Annotated in this window: 18 protein-coding genes; 9 read left to right on the top strand and 9 right to left on the bottom strand. The window is 60.4% G+C overall.

The genetic code is table 11. The features are described from left to right. Positions 1-198 precede the first annotated feature (198 nt). From BN1800_RS25280 to mmsB, 7 genes are read left to right on the top strand one after another with little or no spacing between them, the layout of a single operon-like run. Positions 199-1,404, top strand: a complete 1,206-nt coding sequence (locus tag BN1800_RS25280; RefSeq protein ID WP_087001637.1) for an ABC transporter substrate-binding protein — start codon at positions 199-201, stop codon at positions 1,402-1,404. A gap of 4 nt (positions 1,405-1,408) precedes the next feature. Continuing rightward, positions 1,409-2,191 (top strand): ABC transporter ATP-binding protein, encoded by a 783-nt coding sequence (locus tag BN1800_RS25285; RefSeq protein ID WP_027510977.1) that lies wholly within the window; start codon positions 1,409-1,411, stop codon positions 2,189-2,191. Then, positions 2,191-2,892 carry an ABC transporter ATP-binding protein gene (locus tag BN1800_RS25290; protein WP_087001638.1) on the top strand — a complete coding sequence of 234 codons (702 nt, stop codon included), beginning with the start codon at positions 2,191-2,193 and terminating at the stop codon, positions 2,890-2,892. Before BN1800_RS25285 ends, BN1800_RS25290 begins: the two co-directional genes overlap by 1 nt. 4 nt (positions 2,893-2,896) lie before the next feature. Then, positions 2,897-3,784 (top strand): branched-chain amino acid ABC transporter permease, encoded by an 888-nt coding sequence (locus BN1800_RS25295; RefSeq protein ID WP_087001639.1) that lies wholly within the window; start codon positions 2,897-2,899, stop codon positions 3,782-3,784. A gap of 1 nt (position 3,785) precedes the next feature. Next, a complete protein-coding gene (locus tag BN1800_RS25300; protein ID WP_087001640.1) occupies positions 3,786-4,775 on the top strand; it encodes a branched-chain amino acid ABC transporter permease in 990 nt (329 codons plus the stop codon). A 17-nt stretch (positions 4,776-4,792) separates the two neighbouring features. Further along, positions 4,793-6,388, top strand: coding sequence for a GMC family oxidoreductase (locus BN1800_RS25305; protein ID WP_087001641.1), 1,596 nt, complete (start codon positions 4,793-4,795; stop codon positions 6,386-6,388). A 9-nt stretch (positions 6,389-6,397) separates the two neighbouring features. After that, positions 6,398-7,279 carry a 3-hydroxyisobutyrate dehydrogenase gene (gene mmsB / locus BN1800_RS25310; protein ID WP_087001642.1) on the top strand — a complete coding sequence of 294 codons (882 nt, stop codon included), beginning with the start codon at positions 6,398-6,400 and terminating at the stop codon, positions 7,277-7,279. Here mmsB and BN1800_RS25315 read toward each other — a convergent pair whose 3' ends face one another. The 8 genes from BN1800_RS25315 to BN1800_RS25350 all read right to left on the bottom strand — a co-directional run bounded on the left by BN1800_RS25315 (position 7,280) and on the right by BN1800_RS25350 (position 15,313). Next, positions 7,280-8,047, bottom strand: coding sequence for a fumarylacetoacetate hydrolase family protein (locus BN1800_RS25315; RefSeq protein ID WP_087001643.1), 768 nt, complete (start codon positions 8,045-8,047; stop codon positions 7,280-7,282). An 82-nt stretch (positions 8,048-8,129) separates the two neighbouring features. Next, the gene (locus BN1800_RS25320; protein ID WP_087001653.1) at positions 8,130-9,503 is read right to left on the bottom strand and encodes an FGGY-family carbohydrate kinase; all 1,374 of its coding nucleotides are present in this window, start codon (positions 9,501-9,503) and stop codon (positions 8,130-8,132) included. Positions 9,504-9,508: 5 nt separating this feature from the next. Then, entirely contained in the window at positions 9,509-9,829 is a 321-nt protein-coding gene (rhaM, locus tag BN1800_RS25325) for an L-rhamnose mutarotase (RefSeq protein ID WP_027510969.1), read from the bottom strand. Next, entirely contained in the window at positions 9,826-10,836 is a 1,011-nt protein-coding gene (locus BN1800_RS25330; RefSeq protein ID WP_087001644.1) for an ABC transporter permease, read from the bottom strand. The genes rhaM and BN1800_RS25330 overlap by 4 nt, the downstream gene beginning before the upstream one ends. Continuing rightward, positions 10,833-11,834 (bottom strand): ABC transporter permease, encoded by a 1,002-nt coding sequence (locus tag BN1800_RS25335; RefSeq protein WP_087001645.1) that lies wholly within the window; start codon positions 11,832-11,834, stop codon positions 10,833-10,835. The genes BN1800_RS25330 and BN1800_RS25335 overlap by 4 nt, the downstream gene beginning before the upstream one ends. A gap of 8 nt (positions 11,835-11,842) precedes the next feature. Continuing rightward, the gene (locus BN1800_RS25340; RefSeq protein ID WP_087001646.1) at positions 11,843-13,378 is read right to left on the bottom strand and encodes a sugar ABC transporter ATP-binding protein; all 1,536 of its coding nucleotides are present in this window, start codon (positions 13,376-13,378) and stop codon (positions 11,843-11,845) included. Positions 13,379-13,453: 75 nt separating this feature from the next. After that, positions 13,454-14,449 carry a rhamnose ABC transporter substrate-binding protein gene (gene rhaS, locus BN1800_RS25345; RefSeq protein ID WP_087001647.1) on the bottom strand — a complete coding sequence of 332 codons (996 nt, stop codon included), beginning with the start codon at positions 14,447-14,449 and terminating at the stop codon, positions 13,454-13,456. 51 nt (positions 14,450-14,500) lie between these two features. After that, on the bottom strand, positions 14,501-15,313 hold the full coding sequence (locus BN1800_RS25350) for a DeoR/GlpR family DNA-binding transcription regulator (protein WP_027510964.1): 813 nt from the start codon (positions 15,311-15,313) through the stop codon (positions 14,501-14,503). 195 nt (positions 15,314-15,508) lie between these two features. Between BN1800_RS25350 and BN1800_RS25355 the strand changes: the two genes are divergently transcribed. Beyond that, positions 15,509-17,605, top strand: coding sequence for a bifunctional rhamnulose-1-phosphate aldolase/short-chain dehydrogenase (locus tag BN1800_RS25355; RefSeq protein ID WP_087001648.1), 2,097 nt, complete (start codon positions 15,509-15,511; stop codon positions 17,603-17,605). A gap of 4 nt (positions 17,606-17,609) precedes the next feature. Here BN1800_RS25355 and BN1800_RS25360 read toward each other — a convergent pair whose 3' ends face one another. Continuing rightward, positions 17,610-17,768: a YqaE/Pmp3 family membrane protein gene (locus BN1800_RS25360; RefSeq protein ID WP_037142322.1), complete on the bottom strand. Its 159-nt coding sequence runs from the start codon at positions 17,766-17,768 to the stop codon at positions 17,610-17,612. An 80-nt stretch (positions 17,769-17,848) separates the two neighbouring features. Between BN1800_RS25360 and rhaI the strand changes: the two genes are divergently transcribed. Beyond that, on the top strand, positions 17,849-19,141 hold the full coding sequence (gene rhaI / locus BN1800_RS25365) for an L-rhamnose catabolism isomerase (protein WP_027510962.1): 1,293 nt from the start codon (positions 17,849-17,851) through the stop codon (positions 19,139-19,141). Positions 19,142-19,155: the final 14 nt, after the last annotated feature.

Raw genomic sequence — 19,155 nt, forward strand, 5'->3', positions numbered from 1 at the left:
ATCGGAAAGCGCCCTAGGTTTCGTTCTCACGCAGTTCTGTTCAAAAACGAACAGATACTGTTTGCAATTAATTGTAAACCGCCCGTTGCCTCAACGCGGAATTTCCGTGATCGTAGGCGTAGCGTCGGCTGGTTGAGGAGAACCGCTGGCCAATTTTGAACAGACTCGCGATCTGGCCATCTCTGGGAGGAGAGACATATGCGAAAGAATCTCATTGCGTCCGTGGCATTCCTGCTTGCAAGCAGCACCGCGGTACTCGCCGACGGTGCTTCCGATGGAAAGGTGAAGATCGGCATCCTGAACGATCAATCCGGCGTTTATGCCGATTTCGGCGGCAAGTGGTCCGTCGAAGCCGCCAACATGGCGGCTGAAGATTTCGGCGGAAAGGTGCTTGACGCTCCGATCGAGATCGTCGACGCCGACCATCAGAACAAGCCGGACATCGCATCGAACATCGCCCGCCAATGGTACGATACCGAACAGGTGGACGCGATCATGGAACTGACGACCTCGTCGGTCGCGCTTGCTGTCCAGGCAATCGGCAAAGAGAAGAAGAAGATCGATATCGTCACGGGTGCCGCGACGACGGATCTGACGGGCAAGGCCTGTTCGCCCTACGGCTTCCACTGGGCCTATGACACGCATGCACTTGCCGTCGGCACCGGCGGCGCGCTTGTCAAGCAGGGCGGCGACAGCTGGTTCTTCCTGACGGCCGACTACGCATTCGGCTATTCGCTGGAGAAACAGGGGAGCGATTTCGTGAAGTCCAATGGCGGTACCGTCGTCGGTGCCGTGCGCCATCCGCTCGCCAGCCAGGATTTCTCGTCCTTCCTGCTGCAGGCTCAATCCTCCGGCGCCAAGGTCGTCGGCCTTGCCAATGCAGGCCTCGATACGGCGAATGCCATCAAGCAGGCGGCTGAATTCGGCATCACGCAGGGTGGCCAGCGATTGGCCGCGCTTCTCTTCACGCTCGCTGAGGTTCACGGCCTCGGCCTCGAGGCGGCGCAGGGCCTGACCCTGACGGAAGGCTATTATTGGAACCTGGACGAGGAAAGCCGCGCCTTCGGGAAGAAATACTTCGAGCGCACCGGCAGGATGCCGAACATGACCCATGCCGGCACCTACTCGGCCGTGCTTCAGTACCTGAAGGCCATCCAGAAGGCCGGCACGGACGAAACGGATGCTGTTGCCAAGCAATTGCACGAGATGCCGGTGGACGACGTCTTTGGCCGCGGCGGCACCGTCGGCCCGAACGGCCGCATGATCCACGACATGTACCTTTTGCAGGTGAAGAAGCCGGACGAAAGCAAGGAACCTTGGGACTACTTCAACGTTCTCGCCACCATCCCCGGTAAGGACGCCTATATCGATCCCGCCAAGAGCGGCTGCGATCTGGTGAAATAAGCTGATGGCGGTCTCCGCAACACAAACGAATGCGACGCCGCGGGTGGTCCTGTCCGCCCGCGGCCTTCGCAAGGATTTCGGCGGCTTCGCGGCCGTCAAGAATGTCGATCTCGATGTGCATGACGCAAGCGTCCATGCACTCATCGGGCCGAACGGCGCGGGCAAGACGACGGTCTTCAACCTGCTGACCAAGTTCCTGCAGCCGACGCACGGCACGATCACGCTCATGGGCACGGACATCACCCGGACGCCGCCCGACAAGGTGGCGCGCATGGGGCTGGTGCGCTCGTTCCAGATTTCGGCGGTCTTCCCGCATCTGTCGGTGCTCGACAATGTGCGTGTCGCCCTGCAACGGCCGAACAATCTCTCCACGCAATTCTGGCGGCCGGTGTCGGCGCTCGATCGCCTGAACAATCGTGCCGAGCAGCTGCTCGCAAGCGTCGGGCTTTCCAAGGAGCGGGACCAAATCGCTGCCGATCTCTCCTACGGCCGCAAGCGCGTGCTGGAGATCGCCACGACGCTCGCGCTCGACCCGAAGGTACTGCTGCTCGACGAGCCGATGGCAGGCATGGGGCGGGAGGACGTCAGCGTCGTTTCGGCCATCATCCGCGAGGTTGCCCGCGACCGCGCGGTGTTGATGGTCGAGCACAATCTCTCCGTCGTCGCCAATATCTGTCAGCAGGTGACCGTGCTCCAGCGTGGCGAAATCCTCGCCGAGGGCGATTATGCGACCGTCAGCCAGGACCCGCGCGTCCGCGAGGCCTATATGGGCACGGAGGAAGGTTGATGGCTACCCTTCTGGACGTTCAGGGCCTTAATGCCTGGTATGGCGAAAGCCACGTCCTGCACGGCGTCGACATGCGCGTCGGCGAGGGTGAGACGATCACCATCCTCGGCCGCAACGGCGTCGGCAAGACGACCACACTGCGCACGATCACCGGCATTGTCCGGGCTCGCAAAGGCAAGATCAGCTTTGGTGGAGCGGACATGATGCAGGTGCCGCTGCACAAGACGGCGCACAAGGGCATCGGCTTCGTGCCCGAGGAGCGCGGCATTTTTTCGACACTAACGGTCTCGGAAAACCTGCTTCTGCCGCCGGTTGTTGCCGAGGGCGGCATGAGCCTCGACGAGATCTACGAGCTTTTCCCGAATCTCTACGAGCGCCGCGCGAGCTCTGGAACCAAGCTTTCCGGCGGCGAACAGCAGATGCTGGCGATCGCCCGCGTTCTGCGCACCGGCGTCAAGATGCTGCTGCTCGACGAGCCGACGGAAGGTCTGGCGCCGGTCATCGTCCAGCGTATCGGCGAGGTATTGAAGAAGCTGAAGGAGCGCGGCATGACCATTCTCCTTGTCGAGCAGAACTTCCGGTTTGCAAGCCGTATTGCCGACCGTTTCTATCTGATGGATCATGGGCAGATGGTCGCCGATTTCCCGGTTGGCGACCTGCCGCAGCGGATGGATACGCTGCACAGGGTCTTGGGAGTGTGATGCCATGACGATGATCTTCGGCATTCCCGTTCAGGCGCTTCTCGGCCAATTGCTGATCGGCCTCATCAACGGCTCCTTCTACGCGCTTTTGAGTCTCGGCCTGGCGATCATTTTCGGGCTGTTGCGCGTCATCAACTTTGCGCATGGCGCGCAGTACATGCTAGGTGCCTTCGTCGCTTATCTGATGCTTGCCTATGGTGGTATCGGCTACTGGCCGGCGCTTATTCTCGCCCCGGTCGCTGTTGGCCTGTTCGGCGCCGTCGTGGAACGGCTCTTCCTGCGGCGGCTCTATGACCTCGATCCGCTCTACGGCCTGCTCTTCACCTTCGGCATGGCGCTGGCGATCGAAGGGACCTTCCGCTATCTCTACGGCTCGTCCGGCCAGCCCTACGCTACGCCGGCAGCACTTGCAGGGGGAACCAACCTCGGTTTCATGTTCCTGCCGATCTATCGCGGCTGGGTGATCGTCATGTCACTCGTGGTCTGCATCGGCACCTGGCTTCTCATCGAGAAGACCAAGCTCGGAGCCTATCTCCGCGCGGCGACGGAAAATACCGTGCTGGTGCAGGTTTTCGGCGTCAACGTGCCGCTGCTCCTGACTCTGACCTACGCGCTCGGCGCCGGTCTTGCAGCTTTTGCCGGCGTGCTGGCGGCGCCAATTTACCAGGTCTCGCCGCTGATGGGATCGAACATCATCATTGTCGTCTTCGCCGTGGTGGTCGTCGGCGGCATGGGCTCGATTATGGGGGCGATCGTCACCGGCTATGTGCTGGGCATTGCGGAGGGTCTCACCAAGGTTTTCTATCCGGAAGCGTCGAACATCGTGATCTTCGTGATCATGGCGATCGTACTTCTCGTCAGGCCCGCGGGCCTCTTCGGCCGGGATGCGTAAGATGACGGACATCACCGAAACCATTCGTGCAGAAAAGAGCCGCACCGCACTGTCGGTACAGGCAGGTTTCCTGATCATCGGCCTTTTGCTTCTGCTGCTCGCGCCGTACTTCTTCTATCCGATCTTCCTGATGAAGCTCCTGTGCTTTGCGCTCTTTGCCTGCGCCTTCAACCTGCTCCTCGGCTACACCGGGCTGCTATCCTTCGGGCATGCCACCTTCTTCGGCGGGGCGGCCTATTTCACCGCCTATACGGTGAAATCCTGGGGCTTCCCGCCGGAGCTCGGCATCCTTACGGGCGTCGTGGGTGCGGCGCTCCTCGGTCTCGTCATGGGATATCTCGCTATTCGCCGTCAGGGCATCTATTTCGCGATGATCACGCTGGCGCTTTCGCAGATGTTCTTCTTCTTTTGCCTGCAGGCGGAATTCACTGAGGGCGAGGACGGCATCCAGTCCGTGCCGCGGGGGCATCTCTTCGGCTTCATCGACCTGAACAATTCGACCAACATGTATTATTTCGTGCTGGCAATCTTCATCATCGGCATGCTTCTGATCTGGCGTTTCATCCATTCGCCCTTCGGCATGATCCTGAAATCGATCCGCGAGAACGAGAACCGGGCGATATCGCTCGGCTATTCGGTGGCGCATTACAAGCTCGGCGCCTTCGTGATGTCGGCGGCCCTTGCCGGGCTGGCTGGGGCGTTGAAATCGCTGGTCTTCCAGTTCGCGACGCTGACGGACGTCGCCTGGCAGATGTCGGGCGAGGTGATCTTAATGACGCTTCTTGGCGGCATAGGCACGTTGATTGGCCCGATCTTCGGGGCAGGGCTCGTTGTGACACTGCAGAATTATCTCGCGACCTCGGAATTCCCGGTCACGATCATCACCGGCGTCGTCTTCATGATCTGCGTGCTGATCTTCCGTCGCGGCATCGTCGGCGAGTTCTACGCTTCGTGGGTCGGCCGGAAACTGGGCTTCGTATATCGCCGTTGAACGGCCGGTGACATCAGATGGATCGTTACGACTATATCATCATCGGCGCAGGCAGCGCGGGCTGCGTGCTGGCCAACCGCCTGTCCGAAGACCGCAATCGCCGCGTGCTGCTGCTGGAAGCCGGTGGCAGCGACAACTACTACTGGATCCATATTCCGGTCGGCTATCTCTATTGCATCAACAATCCGCGCACCGACTGGTGCTTTACGACAGCACCGGAGGAAGGGTTGAACGGCCGGGCCTTGGGTTATCCCCGCGGCAAGGTGCTCGGCGGCTGCTCTTCGATCAACGGCATGATCTACATGCGTGGCCAGGCGCGCGACTATGACCTTTGGCGGCAGATGGGGTGTGCCGGCTGGAACTGGGATGACGTCCTGCCGTTCTTCCGCAAATCGGAGGATCATTACCGCGGTGCAGACGCAATCCATGGTGCCGGCGGCGAATGGCGCGTGGAGAAGGCGCGGGTACGCTGGGCCGTGCTCGATGCCTTCCAGCAGGCGGCAAGGGAAGCTGGTATTCCGATGACGGAGGATTTCAACCGCGGCAGCAACGAGGGCTCCGGCTACTTCGACGTCAACCAGCGCTCCGGCATTCGATGGAACACGGCAAAGGCCTTCCTGCGGCCGGCGATGAAGCGCGCCAATCTAACGGTTTTGACCAAGGCGCAAGTGCGGCGGCTGCTTGTGGAGGAGGGAGCCATTTCCGGCGTCGAGTTCCAGCATGACGGCATCGCGAAGCGCGCTTACGCCACCAGGGAGACAGTGCTTTCGGCTGGCTCCATCGGCTCGCCGCATATCCTGGAGCTTTCCGGCATCGGCCGCGGCGAGGTCCTGAAGAATGCCGGCGTCGACGTCGTTACCGAGGTCAAGGGCGTCGGCGAGAACCTGCAGGACCATCTGCAGCTTCGCCTCGCCTATAAGGTCACCGGTGTGCCGACGCTGAATGAGAAAGCAACGAAGCTGATCGGCAAGGCAGCAATCGGGCTCGAATATCTCATCCGCCGCTCAGGGCCGATGGCCATGGCGCCGAGCCAGCTTGGCATCTTCACGCGCTCAGGGCCTGACAAGGAGACGCCCGACCTGCAATATCACGTGCAGCCGGTCTCGCTCGACAAGTTCGGCGATCCGGTGCACGCCTTTCCAGCGATCACTGCAAGCGTTTGCAACCTGAGGCCGGAGAGCCGCGGCTCCGTCCATCTTGCGAGCCCGGATTTCGCCGCGCAGCCGACGATTGCGCCGAAATACCTCTCGACGGAGCGTGATCGCGACATCGCTGTTCGATCGATAAGGCTGACGCGGCGGATCGTTTTGCAGCCATCCTTCGCGCGCTTCAAGCCGGAGGAATTCAAACCCGGCCCCTCCTATCAGACGGAGGCCGATCTGGAGCGGGCGGCGGGCGACATCGGCACGACGATATTCCATCCGGTCGGCACCTGCCGGATGGGCGCAGACAAGGACAGCGTTGTTGATCCGCGGCTCAAGCTGCGCGCGCTCGGCAAGCTCAGGATCGCAGATGCCTCCATCATGCCGTCCATCACGTCAGGCAATACGAATTCGCCGACGATCATGATCGCCGAAAAGGCTGCCGCAATGATCCTCGAAGACAACAGATAGGAGGCCAGCATGGCACGGATCGCATTTATCGGGCTCGGCAATATGGGCGGACCGATGGCGGCAAATCTCGTCAAGGCCGGGCATGAGGTGACGGGTTTTGATCTTGCTGCGCCAGTTCTCAAGGCGGCGGAGGAAACCGGCGTGAAGCCTGCGGGCCACATCAGCCAGGCGGTGGCCAATGCCGAGATCGTCGTCACGATGCTGCCGCAGGGCAAACATGTGCTGACGGCCTGGCCAGACATTCTCGCTTCCATTCCTGCAGGAACACTGGTGATCGACTGCTCGACGATCGATGTCGAAAGTGCTCGCAAGGCCCATGCGATGGCCAAAACCGCAGGCTGCCTCTCGCTCGACGCTCCCGTCTCCGGCGGAACCGGCGGGGCAGCGGCCGGTACGCTGACCTTCATGGCGGGCGGTTCAAAAGAGAGTTTCGCCAAGGCAAAACCGATCCTCGAAGCCATGGGCAAGAAGATCGTCCACTGCGGCGAAGCGGGTGCTGGGCAGGCGGCCAAGATCTGCAACAATATGATCCTCGGTATCTCGATGATCGGTGTTTGCGAAGCTTTCGTGCTGGCGGAAAAACTCGGCCTTTCGCATCAGGCGCTCTTTGATGTTGCCTCGACCTCGTCCGGCCAGTGCTGGTCGATCAACACCTATTGCCCGGTGCCGGGTCCGGTACCGACCTCGCCGGCAAACAACGGTTACAAGCCAGGATTTGCCGCTGCTCTGATGCTGAAGGATCTGCGGCTGTCGCAGGAGGCCGCACTTTCAAGCGGCGCATCGACCCCGCTCGGCGCCGAAGCCGCGCAGCTTTATGCGCTCTTCGAAAAGCAGGGCAATGGCGGAAGGGACTTCTCCGCCATCATCGAGATGTTTCGCAGCAAAGTCTGATTATTTCGCGATGAGCGAGAGGTGAAGCCTACTGGCCTCGCCAAGGAGGATATCGATCTCGCCCGGCGAAGCGAGTTCAATCGCGCCGCAAAGGGTGCCTGTGGTGATCAACGCGCCGGCCTTCAGCGAGTTTTCCGGCCGAAACCTGTCATTGGCGTAGCCGACAAGCCAGGTGAGCACGTCGCCTTTCGGATGCTGCGCCGGGGCGTCGTAGATCGGTTGTCCGTTGAAGGTAACTTTCAACTGTGTTCCGGTTGCCGTATCGATCAGCGTCTTCGGCATGGCCGGGCCGAGCACATAGCCGCAGTTGCCGAGGCGATCGGCGAGGAAGAGGAAAAAGGAGAGCCTGCCGCTTTCCTCGATGGCGGAAGCCAGGAGTTCGGCGCCGAGATGGACAGTCGCAACCGCATCGGCGACTTCGGCGCGACTGTAGCTGCTTTCGCGGATCGCAAGATCCTTGCCGAGACGAACGGCAATCTCCGCTTCAAACTTCATGCCCTTCGCCCAGGGGATTTGGGCACCGGAATCGGTTTCCGCATAGGGATGGAGCGGCGCCGTCACGGCCTGGCCATCCGGCGAAGCGGCCACTTTCCAGGCATTGCTGGTGATGCCTTCTTCGGCGGCGAGGAAATTCTGCGCATCCATGGCGTGGCGGAGATCGGCGGGAAGCGCGAAACTGGCAGTCGGCGCCAGTTTGCCGGCATTGTGGAGACTGCGAAGCCGCGCGGCAAGGGCACGCGGATCGAAGACCGCGTTTGAATCCATCATGATGTTTCCTCCACCTGATTTTGAACGATCCAACATTAGCTGCCGGCCTTGGGCGAGGTAAAGGGCGCGGATGAAAAGACCGCTATTCCATCGCTGCGTGCCAGGTGTGGCGATAGTTTTTCAGGCCGGCAATCGCAGCTGGCGTGAAACGCCTTTCCGGACCGGGTGTGGGTCTGATGCCGGTGAGCAGTGCGGCGCCTTGACTGGTGCCGGTCGATCCCGGCAGGGCAATCACGTCACGCCCCGTCAGTGCTGCGAGAACCTTGAGATACGTCTCGTTCAGCGCGAACGGCCCTTCGACGATGACAGGCCCCTTGGCGCCGATCAAGCCGAAGCAGGCCTCGGTCATCAAGGCGAGGTAGAGGCACATGGCGGCGTAGCGTTCCGCAGGGCTTGCCCTATCGGCATTCAGCCAGCGTCCTTGGCGGCCGGGGAAGGGGCCGGAGCCGGTGGCGACATTCGGCAGCAACATCAGGTTTCCCGCAACGACGGGGCCGAGAGCTGCCGCAACGTCCTCTGGCGGAACACTGCCGATTTCTGTGGAAAGAATCTCGAACTCACGGCCCCCCATGAAGCGGGAGGACGGCACAGCGCGGCCATAGGCATCGACATTGGCAAGCGCATCGCGCTTCGGGTCGAGATGGGTAAGGTCGCCGCCGACGCCGAAATTGACAACCCACGTGCCCGTCGAGACAACCGCAAAGGGCGCCTGGCGCGCAACGAGATGCGGCAGCAGCGAGGCATTGGAGTCGTGGATGCCACAATAGACCGGGATATCGGCAGCGATTTCGATGCCGCGAGCGATCTCCGGCAAGACGGGACCGAGCGCCTCAAAGGCCGAATGGATGGGCGCCATGAGATCGCGGACGCCGAGCGTATCGACCAGCGAGGAATATTCACCTGCCTTCGGATTCCAGAGATCCGTGTGGCAGCCAAGCGAGGTCAACTCATTCGCCGTAACGCCCGTCAGCCGTGCCGCCCAATATTGAGGATAGGTGACGATGGTTGCCACCTTCGCGAATTCCCGCGGAAAGGCCGTTTTCTGATAGTGAAGCTGGGCGCCGACATTCAGCCCCATCGACTGGCGCGGCGAATAGGTCTCCTCGAAGGGTGGGCGCAGCGCGCTATAAGCCTCTCGGATCTCTTGCAGATATTCGTGCTCGTAATCGAGAACCGGCATGGCGAGCTTGCCATCGGCGCCGATGAGCGCTGCCGACGCGCCGTGTGTCGTGATCGAAATCGCATCGAAGCCCGGCGCCGTCGCGAAAGACTTCAATGCATCGAGCGCGAAGGCCCATAAGCCGTCGATATCATAATGCGGATAGATGCCGGACCTGACGACCGTATTCGCCGTCTTTGCGGCTGCGATTTCCGTGCCGGTTTGGCTGTCGAGCACGACGACTTTCGCATTCGTCTTGCCGATATCGAGAACGGCGATGCGGCTGTAATCGGGCATGTTGTTCATGGCATGTGGAAGACGGTGACCAGATCGCTCTGAACCGGTGAATTGTCCGGGTTGGTTTCCATGATGTCGGCCATATGCGCCCACCACTTCTTCATGATGGGATGCTCTGGCAGGCTTGCCATCGTGTGATCTTTCGGCCGCGTCAGCACGCCGAACAGCGTGTTCGTCTCGCGGTCGAGATGGATCGAATAATCGCTGGCGCCGGAATGATGCAGCAGCTCGATAAGTTCCGGCCAGATCTCGTTGTGCCGTTTCTTGTACTCGGCTTCCATGCCCGGGTTGAGCTTCATCTTGAAGGCGTGTTTTTCGAGGGTCATTTGGAGCTCATGGCTTTGATACGGCGGGCGACGATCGGAATGGCAATCGTGATGATGAGCAGCAGGCCGATGAAGATCGACATGACGATGCCCGGAACATTGAGCAGGCCGAGGCCGAACGTAACGAGACCCATGACGAAGGCGGCGATGACGACACCGCCGATCGTGCCGGAGCCGCCGAGGATCGAGACGCCGCCGAGCACGACCATGGTGACGACTTCGAGCTCCCAGCCCTGCGCAATCGAGGGACGGGTGGATCCGAGGCGCGAGGTGAGGCACACGGCAGCGACGCCGCTCATGACGCCTGTCAGCATGAACAGGATGAATTTCACGCGCTCGACCGGTATGCCGGAGAAGCGGGCGGCGAAATCGTTGTTGCCGATCGTATACACCTGACGGCCGAAGTTCGTGGCGTGCAGCAGGATGGCAAAAAGGATCGCCAGCACGATGAACAAAACGAACTCGAAGGAGAACACCCAGACGACATAGCCTTGGCCGAAATAGGCGAAATCGGCGGGGTATTTGCCATAGGCCTGGTCGCCGAGCACGATATAGGAAACGCCGCGGAAGAGGCTCATCGTGCCGATGGTGACGACGATCGATGGCAGCTTCAATGCCGAGACGAGGAAACCGTTGAAAAGCCCGCAGACGAGACCGGTGCCGATACCGATCAGGACGAGGCCCGGTGTGCCGATGCCAGCCTGAGCGGCCCAACCCATGGCGGTCGAGGCAAGCGCGATGATGGCGGCTACCGAAAGGTCGATCTCGCCGGCAATGACGAGCAACGCCATGGCGAAGGCGATCATCGCCTTTTCGGTGAAGTTGAAGGTCGCGTCCGAGAGGTTCCAGGCATTCAGGAAGTAGGGCGATGCCATGGAATTGAAGATGAAGATGGCGATGGCAACGCCGAAGAGCAGCACTTCCCAGCTGGCCATGATGCGGCGGAGCGGCGTGCCGAGACGATCGGGAATCACGCGTTTTTCGATTGGGGCGGAAACGCTGCTCATGCGGTCACCTCGGCTGGAGTTTCTGCGGCTGCCTTGTCGCGCAGGATGATGCGCCCGCGGCTGCGTTCGCGCCGGGCATTGAAGACGACGGCGAGGATGATGACGGTGCCGGAGATCGCCATCTGCGTGAAGGGCGAGATGCCGATAACGGGAAGCGCGTTCTTGATGACGCCGAGGAAGAGAGCTCCGAGAACGGTACCAATGACCGAGCCGACGCCGCCGGCAATCGAAATGCCGCCGATGACGCAGGCCGCCACACTGTCAAGTTCGAAGCCGCTGGCGATATCGACATAGGCGACGGCGTAGCGCGAGACCCAAAGATAGCTCGCAAGGCCGGCGAGCGCACCGGACAGCACGAAGGCGAGGAACTTCGTCCAGCCTGTATCGATGCCTGCATAGACGGCCGCCGTCGGATTGCCGCCGGTCGCATAGGCCGAGCGGCCGAACTGGGTGTATTTCAGCAGTATATACATCAGCAGCACGATGACGATGCCTACCCAGCCGAGAACGGGCAGGCCGAGGATCAGCGTGCGCGGCACGGAAAGGAACGTCGGCGTCATCTGGTGGGCGTTCACCCAGGCGCCGCCAGAGAGCACAAAGGCCATGCCGCGATAGATCGTCAGTGTTCCGAGCGTGACGACGATCGGCGGAATTTCAAGCGCCCAGACGAGACAGCCATTGATCGCACCGAGGCAGGCGCCGATCGCAATCGCTGCAAGGATCAGGACGACCAGCGGCAAATCGGGATAGGCGGCATTCATCATCGCGATCGCCATGCCGGTGAAGGCAAGGTTGGCGGCGACCGAAAGGTCGATGGATTTCGTCAGTATCACGGTCATCTGCGCCAGCGCCAGAATGATGAGGATCGACGTATCGTTGAAGATGCCGGCGAGGTTCGAAGGCGTCGCAAAATCCGCCGCGCGCGTCGAAAAGACCCCAATCATCAAGACGATGATGAGGAAAAGCAGTGTTTCGCGTTTTCTGATCAGTCTTGCCATGTTTTACCTCATGCATTTCCGGTCGCTGCGCGCACCAGTGTCTCCGGTGAAAGCTCTGCTCGCGCAAAGAGGCCGACCGACAACCCTTCCTTCATCACCAGCACCCGATCCGACATGCCGATGATTTCCGGCAGTTCGGAGGAGATCATGATGATCGAAAGGCCTTCCGCGGCGAGTTCGCTGATGAAGCCGTGGACGGCAGCCTTGGAACCGATATCGATGCCCTTGGTCGGCTCGTCGAGGATGATGACCTTGGGCTGCGTCGCCAGCCACTTGCCGATGACGACTTTCTGCTGGTTGCCGCCTGACAGCGTGCCGACAGGGACGGAGAGGGCGGCGGCGCGAAGGTCCAGGCGCTCGGCATATTTGCGGGCAAGCGCAAATTCGTTGGCGGCTTTGAGGAAGCCCTTGCGCGAGGTGCGCGTCAGCGACGGCAATGTCATGTTCTGGTAGATCGGCATCGGCAGCGCCAGACCGTGGCGGCCGCGCTCTTCCGGCACATAGACGATGCCGGCGCGTATGGCATCATGAGGAGAGGCAATCGACAGCTCCTTGCCGTCGAGTATGAGTTTGCCGGAGAGCGGCTTGGTGATGCCGAAGAGCGATTGGCAAAGTTCCGAGCGTCCGGCGCCGATCAGGCCATAAACGCCAAGAATTTCGCCCTTGCGGAGAGTGAAGGAAATATCGCGGAATTCCGTGCGGTGACAGTAATTCTGGACTTCGAGGACCGGACCGCCGATCTGCACCGGAAACTTGGGAAACACGTTTTCGACATCGCGGCCGACCATGAGCTTCACGATCGCGTCCTGCGGCGTTTCCTTCAGCCTGCCGTTTCCGACGGCGCGGCCGTCGCGGAAGACAACGAAGTTGTCGGCGATCTCGTAGAGTTCGTCGAACTTGTGGCTGATGAAAAGGATCGCCTTGCCCTTTTCCTTCAGGCCCTGGACGATGCGGAAGAGATCGTCGATTTCTTTACGGGAAAGGGCGGCCGTCGGCTCGTCCATGATGACGATACGGGCCTCGATCGAAAGCGCGCGGGCGATCGCCACCAGATGGCGCTGCGCGATCGAGAGGTCCTTCAGCCGGATCGTCGGATCGATATTGCTTTCGAGTGAGGTCAGCAGCTCCTTCGAGCGGCTGTTCATTTGCTTCCAGTCGATCGTGCGGAATTTTGTGCGCGGCGCATGGCCGAGGAAGATGTTTTCGGCAACGGTCAACTCGTCGAAGAGGACAGTTTCCTGATGGATGGCCGTGACGCCCGCATCGATTGCGGCCTGCGCGCTTGCAAAGGTGACTGGGTGGCCGTCGACGATGATTTCGCCTTCGTTCGGCCTGTAGATGCCGGTCAGGATCTTGACGAGCGTGGATTTGCCCGCGCCGTTTTCGCCGATCAGCGCCGTCACCCTGCCGGGATAGAGCGCGATGCTGACATTGTCGAGCGCCTTTACGCCGGGAAAGATCTGCGAGATGCCCCGCATTTCGAGGATGGCCTGCGCATCTGCGGCCTTGCGGTCCGTGACGGGTTGTTGAAGGGCAGTGTTCATCAGCGCGTTACCGGTGTCGAATGAGAAATCCCGGCGGCCCTAAAGCCGCCGGGGCTTATGTATAACGGTTCGAGATCAGAAGACCTTGGAGAACTGGTCGATGTTCGAGGCGTTGTAGACGAACGGGTCTGCCATTGCGGCCTCGCCGTTGTCGCCAACCTTGATCTTGCCCATGCGGCCGGCTTCGATCTCGCTGCCCGGCTTGCCGTCGGTTTCACCCTTGACAAGGCGATAGGCAATCTGCGCGGCTGAATAGCCGAGGTCGATCGGGTTCCAGATGGCGAATTCCTTCGTCGCGCCCGACTTGATCGCACCGGCCATTTCGGACGGCAGACCGAGACCCGTGACATAGACCTTGCCGACGAGACCCTTGTCTTCGACGACCTTGGATGCCGCCAGAACGCCGACCGTCGTCGGAGCGACGATGACCTTGACGTTCGGGTTGGACTTCAAGAGGCCTTCGGCTTCGCGGTAGGACTTGTCCGAAAGATCGTCGCCGTAAACGGTGGTGACGAGGTTCAGGCCCGGGAAGTCCTTGAGCTGCTTCTTCATCTGGTCGATCCAGATGTTCTGGTTCGTCGAGGTCGTCGTTGCCGACAGGATCGCGAAATCGCCCTTGCCGCCGTCAAGGTGATCCTTGACAAGCGTCAGGCACATCTTGCCGATCAGCTCGTTGGACGATGGGTTGAGCTGCAGGATGCGGCCTTCAGCGGCGACACCGGAATCCCAGGAAATGACCTTGATGCCGCGCTGTGTAGCCTTCTTCAAAGCCGGAACGACAGCGTCCGGGTCGTTCGCCGAAATCGCGATGGCATCGACGCCCTGTGCGATCAGCGAATTGATGACTTCGATCTGGCCTTCGGCCGTCGTCGAGGTCGGGCCGGTATAGATCACTTCGACACCGCCGAGCTCCTTGGCGGCTTCCTGGGCACCCTTGTTGGCCGCATCGAAGAAGCCGTTACCGAGCGACTTGACGACAAGACCGATCTTCATGTCGGCAGCACTTGCCGTGCCTGCCATCATGGCGACGGCGAGTGCGACGCCCACCGCGAGTTTCTTTGCGAGTTTCATGCTTTCATCCTCCCACGTTGATTAAGACTAACTACACCTGGCCGGCGCTTCTCAGGCGACCGACGAGGAATCCTCCTTCACCGATTGCAGGCCGGCGCTCGCGACGACGAGTCGGATGCCTGCATCCTCGATCATCTTGGCGGAATCGTCTTGGATGCCGTCGTCGGTGATGATCGTCGAAACACGGTCGAGCGGGCACAGAATGAGGCTCGACCGGCGGCGGAACTTGCTGGAATCGACCATGACGACGAGTTCGTCGGCCTGATGCATCAGCTTCTGTTCGCTTTGAATGATCTGCGCGTCGGCTTCCATGATGCCGAGCGGGCCGACGCCCTGAGCTCCGATGAAAAAACGGCGCGCATAGAAATTGCGGATGGCGTCATTGTCGAAGGGCGACAGGATGAGGCTCTGCTCGCGGTAGATTACGCCGCCCGGCACCGTCACCGTATTCTTGGAATGTTTTACCAAATGCTCGGCGATCGCGAAAGAATTCGTCATGACCTGCATGCGATGCGCCGACATGAAGTGCACCATCTGGAAGGTCGTCGTGCCGCCATTGATGATGATTGCGTCGCCCGGGTCGCAAAGATCGACCGCGGCCCGCGCAATTGCGCGCTTTTTATCGATATTGACAGATTCTGAAACTCTAAAGGGGCGGCCCGCGAGATTGCCGAGCTGCGGTGGATGGACGGCCTCGGCGCCGCCACGCACACGCCGGATCTTGCCCTGCACATGGAGAGCCGCAATGTCACGACGGATCGTAGCCTCGGAAGCCCCGGTCAATTCGGAAATATCCTGAATTGTGACGACCGATTTTTCCTGGACCGCGCTCAAGATGATGCGATGGCGTTCACGTTCGTGCATTTGGCTCCTCCCTGTCGCATTTATTTCGTATCCGTTAAAAGCTGTCAATCAAAAACGATCAAGAATCTTCATATTGCGCTGCACAATAATTGTTTTTGATCGTTTTCGATTGACAATGTGCGTTTTGATGAGCGATACCGTCACCGAATAGCACGTGGATTTCGTCCGCGCATAAGGCACACAAGGGAGGATGACATGGCGGCCACCGTCCGGCTTCTTGAGAACCGTTGGGATAATTCTTACGCAGCAGGGCTCGATGAACCCGGCAAGCTGCTCTACCGCTCGAACCTGCTTGGCGCCGACAAGCGCATTACCAACTATGGTGGCGGCAATACCTCGGCCAAAGTGATGGAAACGGATCCGCTCACTGGCGATAAGGTCAAGGTTCTCTGGGTGAAGGGCTCCGGCGGCGACGTCGGCACCATCAAGCTCGATGGCTTTGCGACGCTCTATCAGGACAAGCTCGATTCGCTGAAAGGCATCTATAAGGGCGTCGAGGACGAAGACCGCATGGTCGGCTTCCTGCCGCATTGCACGTTCAATCTGAATTCCCGTGCCGCCTCCATCGATACGCCGCTGCATGGTTTCGTGCCCTTCACACATGTCGACCACATGCATCCGGACGCGATAATCGCAATCGCCGCATCCAAGAATTCCAAGGAACTGACGCGGCAGATATTCGGCGACGACATCGGCTGGCTGCCCTGGCGCCGCCCGGGCTTCCAGCTCGGCCTCGATCTCGAAGCCTTCGTCAAGGCGAACCCGCACGCCAAGGGTGTCGTGCTCGAAAGTCACGGCCTCTTCACCTGGGCGAACGACGCCAAGGCCTGCTACGAGCTGACCCTCGACATCATCAACAAAGCCATCGTCTGGTTTGCAGAAAAGACCGAGGGCAAGACGATCTTCGGCGGTGCTGCAACGCAGAGCCTGCCGGTTTCCGAACGCCGCGCGATTGCGGCCCGCTTGATGCCGGAAATCCGGGGCCGGATCGGAAAGCAAGAGCGCAAGCTCGGCCATTTCGACGATCAGGATGCTGTACTCGAATTCGTAAATTCGAAGAGCCTGCGTCCGCTGGGTGCGCTCGGCACCAGCTGCCCGGACCACTTCCTGCGCACCAAGATTCGCCCGCTGATCGTCGATTTTGACCCGGCAAGGCCGGATGTCGATGCGATCGTTGCCGGCCTCGACAAGGCGCTGGAGGACTATCGCGCCGACTACGCCCGCTATTACAACGACTGCAAGCACGATAATTCGCCCGCCATGCGCGATGCGAACCCGGTCATATTCCTTGTTCCCGGTGTCGGCATGTTCTCCTTTGCCCGCGACAAGGCAACCGCCCGCATCGCCAGCGAATTCTACGTCAATGCAATCAACGTGATGCGCGGCGCTTCGACGGTTTCCGAATACCAAGGCCTGCCGGAACAGGAAGCCTTCGATATCGAATACTGGCTGCTGGAAGAAGCCAAGCTGCAGCGCATGCCGAAGCCCAAGAGCCTTGCCGGGAAGGTTGCCTTCGTCACCGGCGGTGCCGGCGGCATCGGCCGGGCAACGGCGGCGCGTCTGGTAGGCGAGGGCGCCTGCGTGGTGCTTGCCGATATCGACCAGTCGGCACTGGAGGCGACTGAAGCCGACTTCGTGAAGAAGCACGGTGCGGATGCGGTTCGCACCGTAAAGCTCGACGTCACCAGGGAGGATGCGGTGGTCTCATCCTTTGGGGAATCCTGTGTCGAGTTCGGTGGCATCGACATCCTCGTTTCGAATGCCGGCATTGCGTCGTCGGCGCCGATCGAAAGCACCGAGCTTTCGATGTGGAACAAGAACATCGACATCCTGGCGACCGGCTATTTCCTCGTTTCGCGCGAAGCCTTCCGCCTGTTCCGCAGGCAGAGCCTCGGCGGCAATGTGGTCTTCGTCGCATCGAAGAACGGCCTCGCATCATCACCGAACGCTGCTGCCTATTGCACGGCCAAGGCCGCCGAAATTCATCTCGCCCGCTGCCTGGCGCTCGAAGGCGCAGAAGCCGGCATTCGCGTCAATACGGTGAACCCCGATGCTGTGCTGCGCGGCTCGAAGATCTGGAACGGCGAGTGGCGCGAACAGCGCGCGGCTTCCTCGAAGATCGAAGTGGACGACCTTGAGGAACACTACCGCAAGCGTTCGATGCTGAAGCTCAACGTCTTCCCGGAAGATATTGCCGAGGCGATCTATTTTCTCGCTTCGGACCTTTCGGCAAAATCCACCGGCAACATCATCAACGTCGATGCCGGCAACGCACAGAGCTTCCCGCGCTAAGGCGTTATTTCCGGAGGATCACCCATATTGCGTGGATGATCCCCGGGATGTAGCCGCAGAGCGTGAGCAATATATTGAGCCAGAAATGCAGGCCGAGCCCGACCTGCAGGAACACGCCGAGCGGCGGCAGGATGATCGCGAGAAGTATGCGGATGACGTCCACGAGCGCCTCTTTGGTGGGTTAGGAATGAAGCAATAGAACGCAGAACAGGGCCCCATGGTTCGCGTTTCAGGGAGGATTTGATGGCTGAGTTCAGGATTGCGCAGGATCTGATCGTCGAGGAAAACGACAAGAGGACGGCGGCGCTCAAGGCCGATTACGACGCGCTCGGTGCAAACCTTGCCCGCCGCGGCATAGACATCGACGCCATTACGAAAAAGGTCGCAGCATTCTTCGTCGCTGTTCCCTCCTGGGGCGTGGGAACGGGTGGCACACGCTTTGCCCGCTTTCCCGGCACGGGCGAGCCGCGCGGCATCTTTGACAAGCTGGACGATTGCGCCGTCATTCATCAACTGACGCAGGCAACGCCGACCGTTTCCCTCCATATTCCCTGGGACAAGGCTGATGCCGGCGAGTTGAAGGCCAAAGGTGATGCGCTCGGCCTTAGCTTCGATGCAATGAATTCCAACACGTTCTCGGATGCGCCGGGCCAGAAATATTCCTATAAATATGGCTCGCTCAGCCATACGGACGCGGCGACGCGCCAACAAGCCATCGAGCACAACCTCGAATGCATCGAGATCGGAAAGGCGATCGGCTCCAAGGCCCTGACGGTCTGGATCGGCGACGGCTCGAACTTCCCCGGCCAGAGCAACTTCACCAAAGCTTTCGAACGCTACCTTGCCTCCATGGCGGATATCTACAAGGCGTTGCCGGAGGACTGGAAGCTGTTCTCCGAACACAAGATGTACGAGCCGGCCTTCTATTCGACGATCGTGCAGGACTGGGGCACCAACTATCTGATCGCTCAGACGCTCGGCCCCAAAGCGCAGTGCCTCGTGGACCTAGGTCACCATGCACCGAATACCAATATAGAGATGATTGTTGCCCGCCTGATCCAGTTCGGAAAGCTCGGCGGCTTCCACTTCAACGATTCGAAATATGGCGACGACGACCTGGACGCGGGTTCGATCGAGCCTTACCGTCTGTTCCTCGTCTTCAACGAACTGGTCGATGCCGAGCAACGGGGCGTAAATGGCTTCCATCCGGCGCACATGATCGATCAGTCGCACAATGTGACGGACCCGATCGAGAGCCTTATCAATAGCGCCAACGAAATCCGCCGCGCCTACGCGCAGGCCCTGATCGTCGACCGCGAGGCGCTTTCGGGCTATCAGGACGAGAATGACGCGCTGATGGCGACGGAAACGCTGAAGCGTGCTTACCGTGCCGATGTCGAGCCGATCCTCGCCGAAGCCCGCCGCCGCGTGGGCGGCGCCATTGACCCGATCGCAGCTTATCGCGCCAGCGGCTACAGGAAAAAGGTTTCCGCCGAACGCCCAGCCTCTGCGGCCGGCGGCGGCGGTATCATCTAGGCCTCCCGAGGCAT

The sequence above is a fragment of the Rhizobium sullae genome, from assembly GCF_900169785.1.
GTDB classification, from domain to species: Bacteria; Pseudomonadota; Alphaproteobacteria; order Rhizobiales; family Rhizobiaceae; genus Rhizobium; species Rhizobium sullae.